The sequence below is a fragment of the Desulfovibrio faecalis genome, assembly GCF_053570625.1.
Genome location: NZ_JBRBQR010000001.1, coordinates 3,287,615 through 3,309,543, shown reverse-complemented (window position 1 = coordinate 3,309,543; position 21,929 = coordinate 3,287,615). Strand labels below are relative to the sequence as shown.

The following is a 21,929-nucleotide window of genomic DNA, read 5'->3' as shown; positions in this document are numbered from 1 at the left end:
GAAACGGGTTTACCTGCTCCCTTTGAAGCGCACCACAGCCTTGAACCCAGGCTTGAGTTCCAGACCAGGATTGGGAACAGTAAGCTCCACCGTGTAATATGAAGGATTTGAAACGCTCATATCATTAGAAACCCAGGAAATTTCATTCACTGTACCATTGAACTTTTTGTTGTTCAGCGAAGGAATTTCAACTTCCACCGAGTCTCCAGCCTTGATGCCGCTGATCTCGGCTTCGTAGACGGGCACCTGGATCAGCACGGGATCAAGCCGCCCCACGCGCACGGGCGTGGTGCCAGCGGCCAACAGGGATCCAGGATTGAGCGTGGAGTCAAGCGACAGCACATAACCGTCAATGGGAGAGGTAAGCGTAAGTGTCGCAGGCAGGCGCTCGCCTTCCTTGATGGTTGTGCCGAAATAGCCGCTCAGTTCCTCGAGTCGGGCGGCGAAATTCTGTTCAGACTTCTGAATGGTCGCAGTCAAAAGTTCAATGCGGCGCTTCAGGGAGTGAACATCGTCTTCCAGTCGGCTGGAAGCTTGGGCAGAGCCTAGCCCCGAGGCTGCAAGCTGGCGGGCCTTGTTGCGCTGGGCGGCAGTTTCTGCAAGCTTGCGGTCAAGATCAAGCACCTGTCCTCTAAGGCCCTCGGTAGCAGCCCCGGTGGTCACTTCTCGTTGCAGCACCCGCTCGGCTTCTTCCTGAAGGTGGTAACGCATCAGCGGCGCACCTTTGGCAATGGCTTCGCCGGGCTTGACCATCACTTCATCCACAACAGCGTTAAACGGCACAGGCACGGCGCGCGTGACCGTTGTAACGACCTTGCCGGTCAGAATGGTCGCGCCAGCGCCTATGGAACCATTCTCCGCAGCAGAGACTGCACCCTGAAATATCAAAAAAGCAGCAAGTAGCGTGACAGCAGACAATGCTGCGGCAAAACAACGCCGCCGCACCCGCGAGCTCGTTTTTTTATACATACCCAACATTACAGCAGCTCCTTAGCAGGCAGGCCGAGGAAGCGCTGGGCCAGAGAATTTGACAGGTCCATCCACTCAAGCTGGGCCAGCTTATAGTCAAGCTCGGCATTGATGTAGGCAATGCGCGCCTGAACCATGTCCTCCTGCTTGGAGGCCATGTCGGGCAGCTGCGCAATGCCTTCGTGGAAAGAAATCTGGGCTTCCTTGTACTGCATGCTGGCTGTGTCCAGACGGGTCTTGGCAAGCTTGAGTTCCGTTTCGGCCAAGGCTACCCGCTGTTCGCTCTGGAGCCACTTGTTGGAGTAGTCCGTACGTTTGCGGGCCAGATCGTGGAAGGCCTGGGCCTTGACCATACGTGCAGTCTGTACGCCACGGTATCTACGGCCCCAGTCAATAAGCGGGAAGTCGAAGGTCAGGTGCAAAAACGTGTCTTCAGTCCCACTCGGCGGCTGATACTGACCAGCCGGAGGGTTGTTGTTCACGGCAATGGACATGGTCGGCATATACTGTGCCCAGGCAACCATGATATTGTAATCGCCCAGAGTCACCTGTCCGCGAAGCAGCAGGTCATCTTCAGTGGCAGGCCAACGTTCTTCCCAGGTGAGCTTGCGGCCATCAAAACCGGCCAGCACGGAATCAGCGCTCTTGGTGTCCACCTCAAGCCTCTGCTGTGGCTCAACGCCAGCAAGAATCTTGAGCTGCGTGCGCTGCATGACTTCCCGCATTTTGGTCTGCTCCAGCTTGAGTTCAAGCTCGCGCTGGTGCTGGATTGCCATGTTGAGCGAAACCCCCTGGCGACCATCAACGGCCTCAACCTTCTTCCAGTAATCCACAAGCTCCTTGCCGAGCGGCAGCAGCTCTTTCTGCGCTTCCACAATCTTCTGCTGAGCCTGAAGCTGGAGATAGGCCTCGCCAATCTTCCCAATAGCCTTGCCCACGGCTTTGCGGTGGGTGGAGATTGCCAGATTGACCATGGCTGACTGCACCTTGTGCTCAAAGTAGGTGGCCATGGGATTGGGGAAGGCGGCATAAAAACCCACGCGGAACCGGGTTTGACCGTAATCGCTGGGCGTGTCTTTATTGTCCATATTATACCGGGTCAGGTTATTGGACACGGTAAAATTCATGCGCGGCTCGGGAAGATACTTCCACACGGCGTCTGTCTGGGCGAGACGTTTGATTTCAATATTCACGGCGCTGTTGACCAGGGCAGGCGACTGCTGAATGGTCAGGAACACGCAATCTTCGAAGGAAAAAACCTTCTTGGGATCATAGAGGTTCGGCACTGCGGCTTCAAGCTTGGCCTTGTTTTCAACAGGCACGCCTGGGGCTTCTTCAAGCCAATGCTTGGCGGGAAGTTCCGGCGACTTGAGCCCGGCCTTGTTGGAACAGGCTCCGGCAAGCAGGGCCGCCACAAGCAGCAGCGGCAGAAAAAGACGTGTAGTAAGGTTTGCTTGTGCAGTGAGCATCTGGCACCCTTTGCGTCGTTGCGCTTTGCGCGACGCTGAGCAGATTGAGTGTTTATGCCGAGGGATTCATGGCAGGGGAAAGCCCGGCCTGATCACCTCGGTCAAATTCAAGATGGTGAATTGTCAAAAAAACATGCCCTTCCTGATCAATGACCTGCGCGTCAAAACGACGCAGCCGTGCATTGGCCCAAGAACGTTGCATCAATATGCGCAAGGGGCCATCAGCACGGACAGGCCCGATGCGGATAAAGCCCACGGCATGCAAAGCCCACTCCTGCATAGCGGCAGCAAGAGCGGCAGTATCTGAAAAATCCTTGGAGTATTCGGATGTTATGGCAAGCCATGCAGCCTGCAATACGCCCTCCACCACAAGCATGTCGTCAGTATAGCCAGAATCAGCTTCGGGGGCAATGCATGTCTGGGGCAAACTCACCGCGCCAGAAAACAAGTCGTTGGGCAACATACAGAAGCTTTCCACAAAACGCCACTCGCGCCCCAGCCCGGCAGCAGTATAAAATGGCCCGGTGTCTAGCGCAGGGCTTGCCACGGAGGCTGCGGCAGGCACCTCCTCCCACAGGGGGGGCACACTGCTGCGATGGGCCGCAAGCCACACCATCCCCTCGCTTACCGGTGCATACTGGGCAGTATGCCTGCCGTTGGGCGTCAAGCCGCGCACTGAAAGCTCACTGCGGCACATGCGCGTCATGACTTTTTCCTGCAGCAGCCAGGGTTCTGCCTCAGCGGTCACCCGGCATTCGCGAGTAATGCCGGGCGGCAATTCCGGCGCATCAAAAAAACGCAAATCGCAAAAGCCCGTGACTGTCAGCCAGGGCAAGGATTGCCTCGAGCTTTCAAGCATGGCCTCCAGACTGCGGCAAACCGGCAGACGTGGCACATCTGCTCCAAGGCAGCTACCCGGTTGCGCGCCGTGCAGGGCCAGTGTTTTGTCGGCAAAACGCGAAAAATGGCAGGCCCCCTGAAACAGGGTGGCGGTTGAGCGGTATACGGGCTGTTTTTCAGGAAACACCAGCGGGAATCTCAACGGATTCTCCTTGATGATGTTCCGGACGGACGGCTCCTCACAAACAACCTGACCGTTCAAGGATCCAGGCCGCACCCAGAGCACCTGTTCGGCTGTGCCGCAAAGAATTTCACGCGCCAGCATGTCGCCCCATTCGTCAAGACTCGCTCTTTCAGGGCCGTGCAACATGCGAATTGCCCGCACAGCCACATCATGGGCGTGAGCCGCCGCATCCAGGGCTTTTTCCAACGGGGCGTCAAAAATGCAGTTTTCCACTTTGGGCGGCAGCACGGAGCAATTGCCAGCAAAGCGCAAGCCATGAGGCACGGCAGCCGCAATAGCCGCTTCCATCAACGCGCCAAGCCGCTCCGGCGCAGCATGTGACGGCACATCATCGGCAGAAGGCGCAACCATAATGCCAGCCGGGATCGGCGGCACAAAAAACAACCCGTCCACTCGGCCCTGTGCCTGTGCGAAATCCGCTATGGCCGTCTGCAACTGACTAACTGCAAGAGCGGTTTCGTCGCCATTGCCCAGATCTATATCAAGCGGCACCAAATTTGCCCCGGCCTTGGCAAGGGGCGCGCACCGCTCAAGCAGAGGCTGGGGCACACCCAGCACGCATCCCAGGGGTGCAATGCCGCTCAGCAGGCGGGGCAATATGTGAGCATCCAGTACGCAGAGGAGCACAACATCGCCAAGCTGCAGACTTATCCCTGAAGCACTGGGATCAAGCAGCAGAGGCTCAAGGCACAGCTCGCCATTGCTCCCAACTGCGGGCAAATCTTTAAGGGGGGCAAACCTGCGCAGAGGCTCCGCGCAAAGCTTTGCGGTTGCACTGACCCTTTCTGCGGTGTGCTCTGCCTGCCCTGCAAACGCAGAACCACCGGAAAGCACCCGGCCAAGATCACCGATGGTTGATACCTGCAGCAGGTCTTCAAAATTGACGGCAATGCCAAGGGCCTTTTCCACATCCTGCACAATATGGGGAAAGCGGCTGGAGCGCAGGGCAAGATCATACCGCAAGTCCATTTCTGGGCGTAGATCTTCAACCGGCCTGCCGCAGGCCTGAGCCAGAATTTGCAGAACCACCGCCATGTTTTCGGCATAGGATGCCATTACAGGTGCGGCATCCGAGGCAGCGACAGAAGAATCAGCGAGTTCAGCCGTTGCCGTTTCCATAACACTGGATTGCGGGGCATCTGACGCCGCCGAAGCGCAGGTATTTGCAACATTGCCAGCCACAGCAGGGCATAAACCGCAGTGGGGTGCCGGTTTGCAGGCCAACAAACGGGCTTCGCCGCCGCTTGCCGCCAGATGCATCCGCCGGGCCACAGCCTCACGCCGCAGGTACCCCAGTGAATACAGTTGGGCGCAGGCCTGACGCATGCCCTCTACTTCTTTCCCCTTGCGTCCTGCCGTCAGGCATTTTGCCTGCGGCTCATTGTCAGCCGCCAGGCTGCACAGCGTATCCTGCGGGCCAAGTTCAAGAAAATACCGGATGCCCTCACGGTTCCACATGGTCTGCACACATTCTGTCCATCGCACGGAATTTTCATCAAGATCGGCGATGTACTGGCAGATGGAGGGTTGATCTTCAGGGTAGAAATCTGCGGTAATACCGCTCAGCATGGGTCTTTCGGGCGCAGACATGTCGAGTGCGCTCAGACGGCGCAAAGAAATGTCGCGCAACACGCGCATGCTGGGATGGTGAAAAGCCAGGCTCACATTGAGAACAATGGCAGGGATGCGGCGTTTGCGCAGGCTCTTGCGGGCTTCCTGCAACACACCGCGAGGGCCGCTCAGAATAAACTGATGCGGCGTGTTGTAGTTGGAAACATAGAGTTCTGGCCAGGTGGCGCAGGCTTCGTTGATGATCTCGGCGTCCGCGTGCACGGCCATCATACCTGTTTCACGGGAGGCCCCAGCCTCCAGTTCAGCCATGTGTACGGCGCGCGTATCCAGGATATACCACGCCACTTCGGGGGCCAGTATGCCTGAAAAACAGAGAGCGATCAATTCACCAAGGCTATGGCCGCAAAAAAGCGAGGGGCTCAGCCCCAGCGAAGACAACACGCTCCACTGGGCGTACTCCAGCATGAATACGTAAGGAGACTGCCAGCGGGTAAGGCTGATTTTCTCCACGCCCGTTTCATCCATGAGGCCAAGCACGTCCCAATCCGCCACGGCGGCAATGCGATCCATTGCTGCTCGGGCTGCGGGAAAATTGTCGTACAGCTCACGGCCCATTCCGGGCCAGACCGCCCCAAGGCCGCAGCACATCACCGCCAAAGGCGGCGGGCCGTCAGCCCGCTCCGGCGCAATCCACAGACCGCGAGCTTCCAGCCTGCCAAGGGCTTCGGCATCGGGATTTGCTGGCAGAGCCAGTAATTCCTGTCGCCATGCGGGGTTGACGGCACCGATACGCCACTGCTGGCCAGCCTGTTGCAGGTTGGCATAACGCACGCCATCAAGAACTACTTCGTCTTGCATGGTGCCTGGTACTGGATTTTCATAGTCCTGACGCATATCTTAGTGCCTGTAAAGGGCCAAAGCCCGGCAACCCGACAGGGCCGAGGCGGGGCAAAAGGGGCATAGCAGCCATTTGGGTAAAGGATTATGTTAGTAGATATCATCATTCTTGTCCAGCCAGCGCCCGCAAACTCCTTTACCACACTGCCGACAGCTCAGCACTGCCTGTAAAGCTTTCAACAGCGCCGCCCAACACGTGACTTGCCATAACATCTTGCTTTGGCTATACTGACTCCTTACAATGTTGCGCCTGCCGGATTTCGGCCCTCATCTGGCCCACCAGGCACGGCTTTTTTGGACAAATTTACGAGGACGAGGCATGAAGAACAACCATTCCTATCAGGCTGGCCAAGAGGCGGTGCAAACTCCCGCCGCCGCCGAAAGCAGCGCTTCCGGATTTAACCGCACGCGTTCCAAGCTCGCCTTTGATCGGCTTGTGGAAATGGGAGCCAAGATGGGGATGGAAAATCCTCTGTTTCTTTGCCATGAGCGCGCGGCCAAGGCCACCACGTTCATTTCCGGCAAAGAATATCTCAATTTTTCCACATACGACTATCTGGATATCAACGCTCACCCCGAGATCACCGCTGCCGTCAGCGAAGCCGCTGCCATTTACGGCACCTCTGCTGGCGCCAGCCGCCTGGTCGGCGGCGAACGTCCGCCACACCGTGAGCTTGAGCGCGCCTTTGCCGACCTGTACGGAGTGGAAGACTGCATCATTTATGTGAGCGGGCACGCCACCAACGTCTCCACCCTTGGCTTTCTTTTCGGCCATCGCGACGCCATCTTCCACGATGGCCTGGCTCACAACTCACTGGTTCAGGGCGCGCGTCTTTCCGGCGCATCGCGCTACTCATACGCCCACAACGATTGCGATGCCCTTGAAGAAATGCTCAAAGCCAAACGCGCCGAGCACAAGCGCGCCGTTATCGTTACCGAAGGCTTGTTCAGCATGGACGGCAACATCCCTGATCTGCCGCGCATCATTGAACTGAAAAAGCGTTACGACTGCATGCTGCTTGTGGACGAAGCCCACTCCCTTGGCGTGCTTGGCGTAACGGGCCGGGGCGCGCACGAACATTTCAATATTGATCCCACCGATGTGGACATGTGGATGAGCACGCTCTCCAAATCCATGTGCGGTTGCGGCGGCTTCATTGCCGGCAGCCATGAGCTGATCGAATTCCTCAAGTACGGTTCGCCGGGCTTCGTTTTCAGCGTGGGCATGCCCCCCATTATCGCCGTGGCCTGCCACAAGGCTCTGGACATCATGCTGCGCGAACCCGAACGGGTGCACAAGCTACAGAAGATTTCGCACTTCTTTGTGGACTACGCCGCCAGCATTGGCCTTGATACGGGCGCGGCCCAGGGCTATGCCGTTGTGCCGGTCATGGTGGGCGACCCCATGGTGGCGGGCTTTTTGTCCAACGCACTGTTCAAGCGCGGCATCTATGTGATGCCCATCACCTTCCCTGCTGTCAAAGAAGGCACAGACCGTTTGCGTTTCTTCCTTTCCGCAGCCCATACGGAAGAACATATCCGCACTGCGCTGGATGCCGTGAAGGAAGAAATCCCCAAGGCCTGGGCCATTGTGGACGACTACAAGCGCCAGAACGCCAGCGAGAGCGGGCAGGCGTAACTTCATAGCGACCCGTGTTGCGTGGTCGGACTGTCGCTTGAGCGGGCGTTACATCGCCCGCTTGAGGGTCGCAACTGTGCGACTCTGCGGCATGTTCGCATTTTCGGGCAGATGGAACTTCCGTCTGCCGTGCCGGGCCAAGTGGCCCGGCTCTTGTTTGCAGCGGAGAAAACCATGACGCATATTGACGGCGCAAAAGCAGAGAAAAGCGCATCACAACCGAAAATGGACGCCTTGCCGGTTGTTGCCTATGTTCTGCTTTGGTTTCCCCTCTCCTCCGAAACGTTCATCTTTCGCGAGGTTGTGCAGCTTATGGCGCGGGGATTGCCTGTGCGCGCCTATACCATGTATGGGAAAAGCCTGAGCGGCTGTAGCGAAGAAATGCGCAAGTTTACCGGGCCTGTGGAACGCATGGGCGTTGGCGGCACAGTGCGCATTCTCCGGGCTTTCATGCGTGCCCTTTCACGCAATCCGCTCAAGGTCTGGAACCTCATGCGCAAGGGATTTTTCCACCGAATGCGCAACATGGAATCCCTGGGTGAAAACCTGTGGTGCTTCATGGCGGGCTTTTTGCTCGCCGAATTGTGCGTGAGGGATGGCGTGAAGCTTATTCACGCCCCGTGGGCCAACGGCCCGGCAACGGCATCATGGGTGGCTTCGCGTCTTACAGGTATTCCCTTTGCCTTTACGGGACGCGCTGGCGACATCTACCCGGAAGACGGCCTGCTGCGGGAAAAATCCGCAGATGCGCTCTTCATCCGCACCAACAATCACGCCAATGTGAGCTGGCTGCGCAACTTCTGCCCTGTTGGGCAGGAGCATAAAGTACACGCCATTTACAACAGCCTTACATTTACCCCCAAGGGGCAGTGTGCAGTCAGCATGCGCCCTCCTTACCGTTTGCTGGCGGTGGGGCGCTTTGCGCGCACCAAGGGTTTCCCCGACCTGCTCTCGGCCATGGCGCGCCTGCAAAGAGAAAACGTACCTGTGACCCTTACCCTCGTGGGCAACGGCCGCTGGCGGTTCAAGCTTATGGGTATGCGTGACCGACTGGGCCTTAAAAATATCGTGCACATGCCCGGCTTTATCCCGCATGATCAGATCTGCGGCTACATGCTCGACCACGACATGCTCATCATGCCGAGTGTTGTCCATTTCAACGGCGACCGCGACGGTATCCCCAACGTGATCATGGAAGCTCTCTCGCACCGCATGCCTGTCATTGCCACAGACGTGTGCGGCATCTCCGAAGTGATAATCAACGGAGAAACCGGCCTGCTTACCCCGCAGCGCAACCCGCGCGCTCTTGCCGACGCCGTACGGCATATGGTTGAAGACCGGGAACACGCAAGCCGCATGGCCGAGGCAGGCCGCGCCCGCGTTGAAAAAATGTTTGACCGGGAAAACAACATCACGGCTCTGTTGCGCCTTTATGTGGATGAAAGCCGTCGTTACTGGAGCCATTCCGGTGGACAGACCCGAAGCATTGCAGAGGACGACATCCCCGCCGCCATGAAAGCCGGAGCGGCAGGTCACGCATGAGCGTCAAACAGCCGCTCTATCTGGCCGTCAGTCTGGACGTTGAAGAAGAAGGCCTCTTTGGCGGACGCTACGCCCGCCGTGGCTTTTCCACGCGCAACACCGCCAGCCTGAGAGCCTTGACCCCTTTCTGCACCATGGGCGTGCGCCCCACGCTCTTCTGCGCTCACAGCGTATTGGCTGATAAAACATCCCACGAGACCCTGGCATGGCTGCGAGACGAACACCATGCTGAAATTGGCGTGCACCTGCACCACTGGAACACGCCGCCTCTGGCGCTGGACGGGTCGGAGCAAACCCTGCCCGACATGACCGACAGCGTGCCCGCTGCAGCACTGTCCAACGATCTGTTCGCCGCCAAACTCGCGGCCCTTATGGAGGCTGGCCGTGCAGTGCAGAGCGCGCCGCTCACTTCCTTTCGCATGGGCAGATGGGATCTGCACCGCCAGCACTGGCATCTTCTGGCCGCCGCAGGCATTCTTTGCGATGCCTCAGTGCGCCCCCTGCACTGCGCCCCCACGCCTATGCAGGGCCCCGACCATTTTGACGCGCCAGGCACTCCATACTGGGTTTCGGTGGGAGAGGACAATATTTTTGAAGTTCCCCTCACAGTGACCCCCCTCGTTCCGCAGCTTCCGGCCTTGTTGCGCAGCGTGTCCGGCCCGGCTGGCAAAAAAATACGCGCCAGCCTGAAAAGCTGGGGAGCACTGGCTCTGCTGCCTGTTTACCATCCTCTGTGGGCCATGTGCGCCATTACAAAAGTCTTTACGGCCCGTGGCGGACGGGTGCTTTCCCTGACCTGGCATTCATCAGAAATGATGCCCGGCGGCACGCCTCACCTGCCTGACGCCACAGCAGTGGCGCGCTTCACACGCAAAGTTGCCGACTGGCTCAACTGGCTGCACAGGCATTACAGTGTGCGGTGCGTGACCATGGACGAACTGCGCTGCGAGCTTGGGCCAACCGCCCCCACTTTGTTGGGCAAGGGCGACTGGACCGGGGAATCTACAAGTCCATAGTACAGCTTTCCAGAAAAAATTTACTAGCAAACCTTGATGATACATATACAAAGAGGCGGCGATAGCCTTAATACCCAGCAACCCGCTGAGAAAAGCCCGCCGCATTTGGAGACAGCCATGACGGAAACCAGCACCAAGGCCTCCCCCCCCGTATTCGAGACGGGCCTGCCGCACGTGGCCTATGTTCTGCTGTGGTATCCGCTGTTTACACAGCCCTTTATCTTCAGGGAAGTAGAAGGCCTCAAAAGGCTGCTTCCGCTTTCCGTATACAGCCTGTACGGCCCCAACCTGCGCCACTGTTCCAATGAGATGCGGGCCGTGGCCGGAGAGACGCACACTTACGGCATGCGCGCTCTGGGGCGTGTGCTGGGGGAATGCTTCCGGCAAATTGCGCTGCACCCTTTACGCTCGGGACGCCTCTTCCGCAGGGCCATATTCCGCCGCTGGCGCAGCTGGGAAACCTTGGGGGAAAACCTTTGGGCATTTTGCGCTGGCATGTACCTGGGCCGTCTGTTCAGCGAGGCTGGCATAGACATGATCTACGCTCCATGGCCACGCGGCACGGCCACAGCGGCCTGGGTTGCCTCGCAGATCGCCGGGTTGCCCTTTGCCACAGCCGCGCGCGGCGATAATCTGGAGCCAGCCGACTCGGACCTCGGCGACAAGCTGACCGCAGCTTTCTTTGTCCGTGCCAACAACGAGGCGGACAAAACACGTATCGAGGTTTTTGCCAAGGGGCAGGCCAAGGGCAAAGTGGAGTTGATCTACAACAGCCTTACCTTGCCGCCCTTGCCAAAAACTGAAGCAACCACAAGCGTTGCCGCACCCAAGGCACAGGAACATGCCCAGGCACAACAGCCCATGGAGCGCCCTGTGCGCCTTCTGGCTCTGGGGCGGTTTGACGTTACCAAGGGTTTTGACGTGCTGATCAAGGCCTGCGCTATCCTGCGCGACAGAGGGGTGGATTTCAGGCTTACCCTCGCAGGCGGAGGCGGCGCGGTTATGGGTCTAGGGCGTATGGAAGCAGAAATACTGCGCCTGCGCGAGGAGCTGCGGCTTGAAGACCGCGTACTGCTGCCCGGCATTATTTCGCACAACGAACTGCCGCACATTCTGGCCGAGCACGACATTTTTGCAGCGCCCTGCGTAGTGCACGAATCTGGCCGCCGCGATGGTATTCCAAACACGGTTATTGAAGCCTTGGCCTACGGCCTGCCCGTGGTGAGCACCACGGTCAACGCCTTGCCTGAAGTGGTGATCAACGGCAAAACCGGCCTTGCCGTGCCGCCCAATGATCCCGTGGCTCTGGCCGATGCCCTGCAGCGCCTTGCCGATGATGACGCCCTGGCTCAGGAGCTGGCGCGCAATGGCAAGCAGCTTGCGGCGGATATGTTTGACCCGACCCGCAACAATCGGCGTCTGGCAGACATTTTCATCAAACATTACACCATCTGGAAGCAAAAATGTGCGGTATAGCGGGCATTTGCCAAGTTGACGCCTCGCCTCTCACTCCCGAAGCCGGGCAGTGGGTCAAGGCCATGACCGATCGCATGTCCCATCGCGGCCCCGATGGTGAAGGACAGTGGAGCAGCGGCCCGGTATGCCTTGGGCACAGGCGGCTCTCCATCATCGACCTTTCCGGCGGCGGCCAGCCCATGCATAGCGCAGATGGTCAGATGACCGTCACCTTCAACGGTGAAATATACAACTATGCCGAGCTCAAGGAACAGCTGATCGCCCTTGGCGGACAATTTCAGACCAGTTCCGACACGGAAGTCATTCTCGAAGGCTACCGCATATGGGGGCCGGACTGCCTGGCCCGCTTTGACGGCATGTTTGCCTTTGCCCTGTGGGACAACCAGCAGCGCCGTCTGTTCTGCGCCCGCGACCGCTTTGGCAAAAAACCATTTTTCTACACCGTGCAGCACGGCAGGCTGTATTTTGCCTCTGAACTAACCGGGATTGAGCAGTTGCGCCATCTGAGCCTGACCATGAATCCGCAGGCCGTTATGCGCTATCTTGCCTACGAGTACGTGCCCACGCCACACAGCGTCTACACGGAGGTGCAGAGCCTGCCGCCTTCGCACATGTTGCTGCTGCAGGACGGTAATCTGAGCATTTCCCGCTACTGGGATATGCCCATGCCCGATGAGTCCGACAAGCGCAGCGACAATGAGCTTTGCGAAGAACTGCGTTTTCTGCTCTCACGGGCGGTGCGCCGCCGCATGGTCAGTGATGTGCCGCTGGGCGTGTTTCTTTCCGGCGGTATTGATTCCTCCATTGTAGCCGGGCTCATGGCCCGCCAGTCTTCCACGGCCATCAAGACATTTTCCATCGGCTTCAGCGAGGCCAGCTATGATGAGTCGCGCTATGCCCGCATCGTGGCCAAGGCCTTTGCCACTGACCACCATGAACGCGTGCTTTCCGCCGAGGAATGCGCGGATACCCTGCCCGGCATCATCAGCCGCATGGACGTACCCATGGCGGATGCATCCGTGGCCCCTACATGGCTGCTTTCCGGCGTCACGCGCGAAAAGGTCACCGTGGCCCTTGGCGGAGATGGCGCTGATGAACTTTGGGCAGGTTATGAGCATTACATCGGCTTCAAGGTTGCCCAGTGGTACAATGCAGCCCCCTCCGCGCTGCGCAAGGGCATCATAGAACCGCTCGCGCAACTGCTCCCTTCCTCTGCGGGGTACATCAACCCCCGCCTAGCCGTTGCCACATTCCTGCGGGCGGCGCATGCCCCGGCATGGCAGCGGGTGCAGACCATGCTCACGGCCTTTACGCCCGACATGCAGGAATCCATTCTGGATGCCGCTTTCAAGGCCCAACAGCCCGGCTTTCTGGCTCCCGAAGTTCTCTTTGCCCCCACGCGCGAGCACTATGACCACTGGCAGCCGCAAAACACCGCCACGCCGCTTGCCCGCGCTTTCCACGTGTATGCCCGCCAGTTCATGCTTGATGATATTCTGGTCAAGGTTGACCGCTGCTCCATGCTGCACAGCCTGGAGGTTCGCGCGCCGTTCCTTGACAAGGACGCGGCGGAGTTTGCAGCGCGCCTGCCTGTGAGCAGAAAACTGCACGGCTTCAAGCGCAAATGGCTGCTCAAAAAGGCTTTTGCCGAACTGCTGCCAGATGAAATCCTGTACCGCAACAAACGCGGTTTTCAGATTCCTGTGGCGCAATGGCTGCGGGGCCGCATGCGACCCCTCATGGAAGACCTGCTGAGCGAATCCACCCTGAAGGCGCAGGGCATATTCAACTATCAGTCGGTCCGCGCCCTCATGGACGATCACATCTCTGGCAGGGCCGATCTGCGCAAGCCACTGTGGACCCTGCTGGTGTTCCAGCTGTGGTGGAGGGCTCGCCATCCCTGAGCCAGCCCTGCTTGCCACCATCAACAGAGTGCTTATAATTAAAGAAGCATGCGGAAAACCCGCTGCTTAAATCTGCTTGAGAGGAAAATGCATGACCAGCCAGATCAAGACTGCTCTTCTGCTTGCCCTGCTTTCCGCCATTATAATCATGCTTGGCGGCCTGATGGGCGGGCGTACAGGCGTTATTTTTGCCTTTGGCCTTGCCTTGCTCATGAACGTGGGCAGTTACTGGTATTCTGACAAAATAGTGCTCTCCATGTACCGCGCGCGCGAGCTTGCGCCGGAAGAAGCCCCTTACCTGCACAAAATCGTGGAAGAGCTTTCCCACAATGCGGGCATTCCCAAGCCGCGCATCTGCGTGGTGCCTGAAGAAGCTCCCAATGCTTTTGCCACGGGCCGCAACCCGGAAAATGCCGTTGTTGCCGTCACGGACGGCATCATGCGCCTGCTCTCGCCCGAAGAACTGCGCGGTGTGCTGGCGCACGAAATCGGGCACATTGTCAACCGCGACATTCTTATTCAGACCATTGCGGGCGTTATGGGTTCCGCCATTGTGACCCTTGCCAATATCTTTCAGTTTACGGCCATATTTGGCGGCAACCGGGACGAAGAAGGCGGCGGAACCAACCCCATTGCCGCCATTGCTCTGGCCCTGTTGGCGCCCATGGCTGCCGGGCTTATCCAGATGGCGATTTCACGCTCGCGCGAGTATCTGGCGGACGACACGGGCGCCGCGCTTTGCGGTCAGCCCCTGGCCCTTGCCGGTGCGCTGAACAAACTGGGCATGGCCAGCGGCCAGATCCCCATGCAGGAAGGCAACCCCAGCACGGAACAGATGTTCATTGTGACCCCCATGTACGCTCATGGCGGCATGGCAAGCCTCTTCAGCACCCATCCGCCCCTGGAAGAACGCATTCGCCGTCTGCGCGAAATGGCAGCTTCCGGGCGCTGAAAACCACAGCCCACGAGGTAGATGATGCACGCACGCCTTGTTTGCGCCGCCCTGCTGAGCCTTGCGCTGATAGCCTGTAACAAGACCCAGCCAACGCAGGACGCTACGCCCCTTCCTCCGGTCGAACCCTGCCCCTTTGTATACATCTACGCCCCTGGCAACTACATTGTAGATATTGCCAGTGGGTCACAGGTGATTCTTGACCCTGGCGTACAGGAGTTCGACCTGTTCTGCTCGCCGGGCGAAGCACGGGCGGCTGTGAATGAAGCCGTGCGGCTCGGCGTCCTGACCGAGGGCGACTGGCGCATCTACCGCCTTGAAGGCTCCATGGAAGAGATTGGTCAGAGGCAGCGCAACAACCAGCATACCCTCACCCGCATGACCCAGATTGTGGACTGGGTTGCTGAAGGTTTCTAACTGCCGCATATGAATGAAATGCAAAAGCTCCGGACATGGAAAATGCCCGGAGCTTTTTTGTCTGCGCTGACAATATGGACTCAGTCTTTACGAAATACCATGGTCATCATATTGCCCCAGAATGGCGGCGAGATTCCTTCCGGCTCTTCCCCCCTGTTTCTGGCTTCAATGGCCCTGTACAGGGTCTGAATGTCCATGGGCGGGTCAGCGTAAGGAGTTTCCTCATAAAAGAACGTCTGCCCCACTGTGCTGCACCCCAGCGCCGCGAACTCGCCTGCCAGCGATTGCGGCGTGTAGCCCACACAGTCACACGGGGTAAGGCTGAAACGAAACCTGTTGCGGAAAGTCTGGTGGCAATAGGCCTCCATATTGGGCTGGGCCGTCACATAGACAAGCCCGCCGGAAGCCAGCAGCGATACCGCCTTGCTGAAAAAGCGGCGCGGCGCATGCACATACTGCAATACGCCGCGAAAAATGATCAGGTCAAATCCGGGGGTTATCTCCAGATCAGGAAAATACCCCTCCTGCACAGGGTAACGCTGCGCGGCCTTTAGTGCCGCCTCGTGCCCAAATTCCACACCATGGCACTGGTGCCCCGCAGCGGCAAACATGTCCAGAAACAGGCCGTCTGCACAGCCCACATCCAGCACCTTGGCCCCAGGTTTTAGAAATTGCGCGATATACTCGTAGTCCACAACATACATGCGTTGCCGCTGGGCGCATTCTTCTTCAACCGCACAGTGTTCACGGTTCTGATAATCCTGCCAGTAAGCAGACAGGCCAGCCTGATTAAGACGGTGGTCGCAATAGTATGCGCCGCATGCACACTTTTGCGCCATTACACCCTCGCCAGCTTGGTAGGCAATCTGGCTTTGCTGACCGCCACACACAGGACAGGAAGCAACTTTTTCCAGATAATGCCGGGCAAAAAAATTATCTTCCATCGCTTCCTCCGTTATAGAACACTAGAACGGCTTTGCGAACCTGTCCAGCATGCAGCCTATCACGGGGGCAACAGTGGCTAGGGCAGTGTTTTGCATGCACATATCTGACCCACAATTTCCATGGGCAGGGGCCGCCCACAGCCAGTGAGCCCTTCAAGCGCGTCCGTAAGAAATTTTACCAGGCAGTCTGCCAGATCAAGCCTGGCGGTTTCCTCGCCAAATACGGCAATTTCCGTATCGGGCATGGCAGGCAAGGCCAGGGATTCCGGTGCTTCCACAAGGCCCGGCCCCAGAAATGAACGGCCAAGCACAGAGAGCCCAAGGTTGCCAATCACTGCGGCCTGCAAGCCCATGATACTGTGCACCGTGCACGAGATACGCCACGGCAGTTGCGCAGCACGCAGCACATCCAGCATCACACGCCGGTACGAACAGGGCGCGGGCAAGGCCACCAGCGGCAGCGTGCCGTTGCCGTCACGCCGGAAGTCGGACGAGGCAATCCACACCAGTTTTTCACGCCAAATGACGCGGCCTGTCTGCGGCTGGGCATCACGCTTGGCTATCACAAGGTCAAGCTCGCCAGCGTTGAGCTTTTCCACCAGCATGGTGGAGAGTCCTGTCATGAGCTCAAGGCGCACCTGCGGGTGCGCCTTGCCAAAGCGGGAGAGCAGCACCGGCAACTGACGCGGAATAAAGTCTTCCGCCACGCCCAGGCGCATGCGGCCTTCAATGGGTGGGGCGGTCATTAGGCGCAGGGCTTCGTCGTTGCGGGCAATGATGGCATAGGCGTGTGCCAGCAGCAGCTCGCCATCTGCGCTCAACAGTACCGCACGGCTGGTGCGGTTAAAGAGGCTTTTGCCCACAATACCCTCAAGCCTGCGAATCTGCTGGCTGATAGCCGATTGCGTTCGGGCCAGCACATCCCCCGCAGAGGTAAAGCTGCCAGTTTCCGCAACCGTAACAAAGGTGCGCAGCAGGTCGATTTCCAGATCTGGCTGTTTCATGGACGATCAATAACAAAAACTACTTAATGTCACAATAACTATTAATTTTACTTTTTACTACTCTCTGCCTATAGCTGAATACAGGCAGAAGACACATGATTCTGAACATACCATGCGTTTTTGCCGTGTGGGGAGCGAGATACCGTATCAAACCCCCGCGTGATGCCTCATGCAACCGAGGGCTGTTGGGTACAGACGGCGGTTGCGATCTGGGTGGGGCTGGCGCAGCCAGGATTTGTCAGGCCCTGCCTGCCCGGCCCCACCACCAGACAGAGTACTAACCACAGGAGCATACCATGAACGCAGTTATCGCCACTGGCGGCCACAGCCCGGATTCGCCCCAGGCATTCACTGACCAGGAGCGGCCCGTGCCTGTTCCCGGCACGCACGACCTGCTGGTAAAGGTTGCAGCAGCAGGCATGAACCCGGTGGACACCAAGGTGTTTGCACGGCTCGACCAGGGGGTGCAACGCGTTTTGGGCTGGGATGCCGTGGGTGAAGTTGTGGCTGTGGGGCCAGAAGCAGGCAAATTCAGGCCCGGCCAAAGAGTCTTGTACGCGGGCGATCTTACCCGCGATGGTAGCAATGCAGAGTATCAGCTTGTGGACGCACGCATCGCGGCACTTGCGCCCTCAAACCTCAGCGATGCCGAGGCAGCAGTAATGCCGTTGACCAGCATCACCGCGTGGGAAGGCGTGTTTGACCGACTTGGATTTGTTGCCGCCCCAGGCGCGAACCAGGGCCGCAGCCTGCTTGTTATCGGCGGTGCTGGCGGGGTTGGCTCCATGATTATTCAGCTTGCGGCATGGGCTGGCATAACGGTGGCGGCCACGGCAGGCAGACCCAATTCTGCCCAGTGGTGCAAGGAGCTGGGCGCGTCTTTGGTGATCGGGCGTGACAATATCCCCGCACGGCTGAAGGAAGCAGGCCTGCCCCAGACAGACGCCATTTTTTGCACCACCCACGCTTCAGACCACTGGGCAACCATGGCCGAAGTGATAAAGCCGCAGGGCAGCGTGTGCCTTATTGATGACCCTTCCGGCCCACTGGACATCACCCTTTTCAAGCCCAAGTGCGCCCGCATCTGCTGGGAATTCATGTTTACCCGTTCCCTGTTCCACACGGAGGACATGGAAAGGCAGGGCCAGATTCTGGATGCCGTGGCCCGCATGGTGGAAACAGGCACGCTGCGCACCACGCTGGCTGATACGCTTACGGGGCTTTCTGCCAACACTGTGCGGCAGGCACACCTGCGGCAGGCATCTGAAACCATGGTGGGCAAACAGGTGATCGTTTTCAACGCATAAGGTACCGTGCATGCATGGGCATGCTCCGGGCACCCTCACCCGGCTTGCCACACTACCACGCGAGATACCCAACTGCTACCGCAAGGCCCACGTGCGCAACAAGGCCCGCATCGCCCAGTAATCTCTGGTGCGGTGCGGGCCTTGAATATATGGCGAGCGGGGCGCTCTGCCTATGAGCGGTAGTCTGAATTAAGGGTCACGTACTCGTGACCAAGGTCGGAAGCCTGGAAGTTGTAAAAACCAGTACCGCCACCCAGGTCGATCTCCACCTGTACATCCTTGGCCTTGAGCAGCTCGGCCAGTGCGTCCTCCTGATCTTCGTTCACGGGGCACCCCTTGCGGAAGCGCTCAATGCCGCACAGCTTCATGCTTACCTTGGTGGGGTCAAACTTTGCGCCGCTGTAGCCCACGGCGGTAACAATGCGGCCCCAGTTGGCATCGCCGCCGTAAATGGCGGTTTTGACCAGCTGCGAATGGCCCACGCTGCGGGCCACGGTGCGGGCATCGTCATCATTTGCAGCGCCGGTAACGGTGATGTGGATGACCTTGCTGGCTCCTTCACCATCCATAACCAGCATATGCGACACCGTGCCCAGGATGTCGGTAAGCGCTTCTTCCAGCAGTGTCAGGTCAGCCGCACTTTCAGCGGCAACGCCAGACGCTCCGTTGGCAAGGCCCAGAATGGTGTCGTTGGTGGAGGTGTCGCCGTCAACGCTCACCCGGTTGAAGGTCTTTTCCACGGCGCGGCCAAACATGGCCTGCCAGGGATCGCGCGCCACCTTGGCGTCTGTGAGTGCCACGCAGAGCATGGTTGCCATATTGGGGCAGATCATTCCCGCGCCCTTGGCCATCACGGTAAGGCGCACAGTGCCGCCTGCAAGCGTAACCTCGCGCATGGAAAATTTGGGAAAGGCATCCGTGGTCATAAAGGCGCGAGTAAAGCCCTCCGCATCGCGGGTGCCAATATTGCTGACCAGTTTGGGCACTGCATCAAGCCACAGATCCATCTTGAGATGCGCGCCCACAACGCCAGTGGAGAGGGGCAAGATTTCATCAGCCTCAAGCCCGGTAAGCCCAGCCACCATTGCCTGCGTGGCGCGGCAGTTGGCAAGGCCTTCGTCGCCGGTGCAGGCGTTGGCCTGACCGGAATTTGCCAGAACAGCACGCGCCGTGCCCCGGCTTGCCAGTATCTCCTGACACACCAGCACAGGAGCGGCCTTGAACAGATTCTGGGTGAACATGCCCGCCAGCACGGCGGTTGTGTCTGAAACAATAATGCCAAGGTCGTCCCGGCCAGCCTTTTTGAAATTGGCAGCCGCAGCCCCAGCCCTGAAACCCTTTGGCAGATCGTCCTGCATCACCTACTCCATCATATCGTTGACTGTGCCATGATGCCCCAGCAGAGTGCGAAGCCTCACGCAATATAGCAAATCCAAGTTTCCGTTACAGCAGAATGCCCTTTTCTGGCCCTGCCAACAACAGCTAATTTTAGTGCCCGCCACAAGCAAGGCGGGGGAGAAAGCACACCGCTTCCTCCCCCGCCGTATAAAGCCTTGAGCGGCTAGGCCGCCAGGCTCAGATTATGTGCGGCTCTTCTGGATTTCTTCGGCAATGGCCTGGGGCACGCGTTCGTAGTGATCGAACTGCATGGTGAAGGTGGCGCGGCCCTGAGTGCGCGAACGCAGGTCAGTGGCATAGCCGAACATGGCGGAAAGCGGCACCTGAGCGCGCACGCTCTGCGCGCCGCCAGCGCGGGCTTCCATGCTCTGCACGCGGCCACGGCGGCCATTGAGGTCGCCCATGACGTCGCCGAGGTATTCTTCAGGCGTCACCACTTCCACGTCCATGATGGGTTCGAGCAGCACAGGGGTAGCCTTGCGCATGCCGTCCTTGATGGCCATGGAGCCAGCCACGTAGAAGGCCTGTTCCGAGGAGTCGACTTCGTGGTACGAACCGAACACCAGGGTAACCTTCACGTCCACCACGGGGAAGCCAGCGAGCACGCCAGACTTCAGGGCATCATTGATACCCTTGTCCACAGCGGGGATGTATTCCTTGGGAATAACACCGCCGGTGATGGCGTTGACGAACTGGTAACCGTTGCCGGGGTTGGGCTCAACGTCAATGACAACGTGACCGTACTGACCGCGACCACCAGACTGCTTGGCGTACTTGAGGTCCGACTTGGCAGGCTTGGAGATGGTTTCACGGTAGGCAACCTGGGGCTTGCCGACGTTGGCGTTCACGCCGAATTCGCGGGTGAGGCGGTCAACGATGATTTCCAGATGCAGTTCGCCCATACCGGCGATCAGGGTCTGGTTGGTTTCGTCGTCGCCCTTCACGCGGAACGAGGGGTCTTCCTTGGCCAGCTTGTTCAGAGCGGCGGAAAGAGCGTCGCGGTCGGCCTTGGTCTTGGGCTCGATGGCAACTTCGATAACCGGATCAGGAATATTCAGCGATTCCAGAATGACTTCGCGCTTTTCATCGCACAGGGTGTCGCCGGTGGAGGCGTTTTTCAGACCCACCAGAGCCACGATGTCGCCAGCGCCAGCCCATTTCACGTCTTCACGCTTGTTGGCGTGCATCTTCAGGATGCGGCCAATGCGTTCGCGCTTCCCGGTGTTGGCGTTGTACACGGTCATGCCGGATTCAAGGAAACCGGAGTAAATACGGAAGAAGGACAAGTGCCCGATGAAGGGGTCGGAGAAAAGCTTGAACACCAGGCCAGCAAGGGGTTCCTTGTCGTCGCAATGGCATTCCACAATTTCTTCGGGCTTGCCGGCAATGTGGCCGGGCATGGGCGGGATGTCCACCGGAGAAGGCAGGTAGTCCACCACGGCGTCCAGCAGGGGCTGCACACCCATGTTGCGGAAGGCGGAGCCCAGCAGCACCGGCACGATGTTGCGGGCAATGGTGGCCTTGCGGATGCAGGTGATGATTTCTTCTTCGGTAAGGGTCTCGCCGCCGAGATACTTTTCGAGCAGGGCTTCGTCTTCTTCGGCCACCGCTTCCAGCATCTCGTGATGCTTTTCTTCGTAAAGATCCTTCATGTCGGCAGGCACGTCTTCAACGCTGAATTCCGCGCCCTTGGAGCTCTTGTCAAAACGGATGGCATGCCCGCGCACCAGATCCACCACGCCTTCAAACTTGTCTTCGCTGCCGATGGGCAACTGCAGCGGCACGGCCTTGGCGCCAAGACGGTCGTGAATCATGTCCACGCAGCGGAAGAAGTTGGCGCCGATACGGTCCATCTTGTTCACAAAGCAGATGCGGGGAACATTGTAGCGGTCAGCCTGACGCCACACGGTTTCAGACTGGGGTTCCACGCCGGCAACGGCGTCGAACACGCACACGGCACCATCGAGCACGCGCAGCGAACGTTCCACTTCAATGGTGAAGTCAACGTGGCCGGGGGTGTCGATGATGTTAACGCGGCAGTCTTTCCAGAAGCAGGTGGTGGCGGCAGAAGTAATGGTGATGCCGCGTTCCTGTTCCTGCTCCATCCAGTCCATGGTGGAGGCGCCGTCGTGCGTTTCGCCGATCTTGTGGTTAACGCCGGTGTAGAAAAGAATGCGTTCGGTGGTGGTAGTCTTGCCTGCGTCAATATGGGCCATAATGCCGATATTGCGCTGTTTGTTTACAGCAACGGTGCGGGACACGGTGTTTCCTCCATACTGCGGATGCGGTGTGGTGCAAAGCCGACGCCGCTTCCTTGCGGACGCGGCGTCGGGCTGAAT

General features: G+C 58.6%; 15 protein-coding genes. 8 read left to right on the top strand and 7 right to left on the bottom strand.

The window, feature by feature from the left end; all coding sequences use genetic code 11:
- Positions 1-9: 9 nt before the first annotated feature.
- From ACUZ79_RS14500 to ACUZ79_RS14490, 3 genes are read right to left on the bottom strand one after another with little or no spacing between them, the layout of a single operon-like run.
- Positions 10-978 (bottom strand): HlyD family secretion protein, encoded by a 969-nt coding sequence (locus ACUZ79_RS14500; RefSeq protein WP_449252019.1) that lies wholly within the window; start codon positions 976-978, stop codon positions 10-12.
- Positions 978-2,438 (bottom strand): TolC family protein, encoded by a 1,461-nt coding sequence (locus ACUZ79_RS14495; RefSeq protein ID WP_449252018.1) that lies wholly within the window; start codon positions 2,436-2,438, stop codon positions 978-980. The genes ACUZ79_RS14500 and ACUZ79_RS14495 overlap by 1 nt, the downstream gene beginning before the upstream one ends.
- A gap of 52 nt (positions 2,439-2,490) precedes the next feature.
- Positions 2,491-5,952, bottom strand: a complete 3,462-nt coding sequence (locus ACUZ79_RS14490) for an acyltransferase domain-containing protein (protein ID WP_449252017.1) — start codon at positions 5,950-5,952, stop codon at positions 2,491-2,493.
- A gap of 358 nt (positions 5,953-6,310) precedes the next feature.
- Between ACUZ79_RS14490 and ACUZ79_RS14485 the strand changes: the two genes are divergently transcribed.
- From ACUZ79_RS14485 to ACUZ79_RS14455, 7 genes are all read left to right on the top strand, one after another.
- Positions 6,311-7,630: an aminotransferase class I/II-fold pyridoxal phosphate-dependent enzyme gene (locus ACUZ79_RS14485; RefSeq protein ID WP_449252016.1), complete on the top strand. Its 1,320-nt coding sequence runs from the start codon at positions 6,311-6,313 to the stop codon at positions 7,628-7,630.
- Between the two features lie 225 nt (positions 7,631-7,855).
- On the top strand, positions 7,856-9,172 hold the full coding sequence (locus ACUZ79_RS14480; protein ID WP_449252183.1) for a glycosyltransferase: 1,317 nt from the start codon (positions 7,856-7,858) through the stop codon (positions 9,170-9,172).
- On the top strand, positions 9,169-10,188 hold the full coding sequence (locus ACUZ79_RS14475; RefSeq protein ID WP_449252015.1) for a glycosyl transferase family 1: 1,020 nt from the start codon (positions 9,169-9,171) through the stop codon (positions 10,186-10,188). The genes ACUZ79_RS14480 and ACUZ79_RS14475 overlap by 4 nt, the downstream gene beginning before the upstream one ends.
- Before the next feature lie 117 nt (positions 10,189-10,305).
- The gene (locus tag ACUZ79_RS14470) at positions 10,306-11,664 is read left to right on the top strand and encodes a glycosyltransferase family 4 protein (RefSeq protein ID WP_449252014.1); all 1,359 of its coding nucleotides are present in this window, start codon (positions 10,306-10,308) and stop codon (positions 11,662-11,664) included.
- On the top strand, positions 11,652-13,568 hold the full coding sequence (gene asnB, locus ACUZ79_RS14465) for an asparagine synthase (glutamine-hydrolyzing) (RefSeq protein WP_449252013.1): 1,917 nt from the start codon (positions 11,652-11,654) through the stop codon (positions 13,566-13,568). Before ACUZ79_RS14470 ends, asnB begins: the two co-directional genes overlap by 13 nt.
- Before the next feature lie 91 nt (positions 13,569-13,659).
- Positions 13,660-14,520, top strand: coding sequence for a zinc metalloprotease HtpX (locus ACUZ79_RS14460; RefSeq protein WP_449252012.1), 861 nt, complete (start codon positions 13,660-13,662; stop codon positions 14,518-14,520).
- A gap of 24 nt (positions 14,521-14,544) precedes the next feature.
- Positions 14,545-14,937: a DVU_2496 family lipoprotein gene (locus ACUZ79_RS14455; RefSeq protein WP_449252011.1), complete on the top strand. Its 393-nt coding sequence runs from the start codon at positions 14,545-14,547 to the stop codon at positions 14,935-14,937.
- 80 nt (positions 14,938-15,017) lie between these two features.
- Here ACUZ79_RS14455 and ACUZ79_RS14450 read toward each other — a convergent pair whose 3' ends face one another.
- Positions 15,018-15,881 carry a class I SAM-dependent methyltransferase gene (locus tag ACUZ79_RS14450; protein WP_449252010.1) on the bottom strand — a complete coding sequence of 288 codons (864 nt, stop codon included), beginning with the start codon at positions 15,879-15,881 and terminating at the stop codon, positions 15,018-15,020.
- Positions 15,882-15,958: 77 nt separating this feature from the next.
- Complete coding sequence (locus ACUZ79_RS14445) at positions 15,959-16,885, bottom strand: LysR substrate-binding domain-containing protein (protein WP_449252009.1); 927 nt, start codon at positions 16,883-16,885, stop codon at positions 15,959-15,961.
- 296 nt (positions 16,886-17,181) lie between these two features.
- Here ACUZ79_RS14445 and ACUZ79_RS14440 point away from each other — a divergent pair, with 296 nt between their 5' ends.
- Positions 17,182-18,192 (top strand): zinc-binding alcohol dehydrogenase family protein, encoded by a 1,011-nt coding sequence (locus ACUZ79_RS14440; protein WP_449252008.1) that lies wholly within the window; start codon positions 17,182-17,184, stop codon positions 18,190-18,192.
- Positions 18,193-18,362: 170 nt separating this feature from the next.
- On the opposite strand, the gene argJ is transcribed toward ACUZ79_RS14440, so the two are convergent.
- Together argJ and fusA are read right to left on the bottom strand one after the other, a co-directional pair.
- The gene (gene argJ, locus ACUZ79_RS14435) at positions 18,363-19,550 is read right to left on the bottom strand and encodes a bifunctional glutamate N-acetyltransferase/amino-acid acetyltransferase ArgJ (protein WP_449252007.1); all 1,188 of its coding nucleotides are present in this window, start codon (positions 19,548-19,550) and stop codon (positions 18,363-18,365) included.
- A gap of 222 nt (positions 19,551-19,772) precedes the next feature.
- Positions 19,773-21,851 (bottom strand): elongation factor G, encoded by a 2,079-nt coding sequence (fusA, locus tag ACUZ79_RS14430; RefSeq protein ID WP_240825411.1) that lies wholly within the window; start codon positions 21,849-21,851, stop codon positions 19,773-19,775.
- Between the last annotated feature and the right edge of the window lie 78 nt (positions 21,852-21,929).